General features: G+C 58.1%; 2 protein-coding genes. Both read left to right on the top strand.

The window, feature by feature from the left end; all coding sequences use genetic code 11:
• On the top strand, positions 1-604 hold a 604-nt coding region (locus V8Z78_RS27280; protein WP_502878887.1), incomplete at its 5' end, for an MFS transporter.
• 19 nt (positions 605-623) lie between these two features.
• Positions 624-785: FAD-dependent oxidoreductase (locus V8Z78_RS27275; protein WP_349732516.1), on the top strand; the 162-nt coding region annotated here is incomplete at its 3' end.

Here is a 785-nt window from a genome sequence, read left to right as displayed (position 1 = left end):
TAAAGAACAAAAGCCGCCTGGAGCTGAGTCTCAGGGCGGAAACAACGCAGGCATCAGTCTTAAGCGCACTGCCTATCTGATGGCCTACGTTTTCGCGGCATCCTGGTTCATCAGCACTGCCATGGCTTCCCACCTGCCTCAGATTCTTCAGGCCAGCGGTGCAACTTTGGCTGCTTCGATTGCTGCTGCTGCATTGGTCGGGCCTGCCCAGGTGGCGGGTAGGGTGTTGGAGTACAGCTTTCTCAAGAAGGCACACCCACTGCTTTCTGCTCGCTTGGCCATCCTTGCCCATCCGCTGGCCGCTGTCTGTCTGGGCCTTGCCGGTGCACCTGCAGCCAGCATTTTTGCCATCCTGCATGGTCTGGGTAACGGCATCTTGACGATTGCCATAGGCACGCTGCCACTCAAGGTGTTTGGCTCTCAAGGATATGGCCAGCGTCAAGGCTGGCTCATGGTGCCTGCACGCATCGTGCAAGCCGGGTCACCGTTTCTTTTCGGACTGGCTGTCGCAAACTGGGGCAGCCAGGCTCTGTGGCTGTCTTCTCTGCTGGCGATCAGTGCATTTGCGGCTCTGTGGTCCATGCGTGTGAGTCCACAGCAATAAAGGCAAAAGGAGGTCAACAATGTCATTTCACGATGTGATCATCGTCGGAGCTGGTCAAGCAGGCCTATCGGTGGCGTACTTCCTGCGTCGCTCCAATCTGTCGGTGCTGCTGCTGGATGCCGAGGAAGCCGGAGGCGGGGCCTGGCAGCATGGATGGGACTCGCTGAGGCTTTTTTCTCCC

The sequence above is a fragment of the Comamonas sp. wu1-DMT genome (assembly GCF_040187805.1).
GTDB classification, from domain to species: domain Bacteria; phylum Pseudomonadota; class Gammaproteobacteria; order Burkholderiales; family Burkholderiaceae_C; genus Comamonas; species Comamonas thiooxydans.
This window is presented reverse-complemented; position numbering and strand designations above follow the sequence as displayed.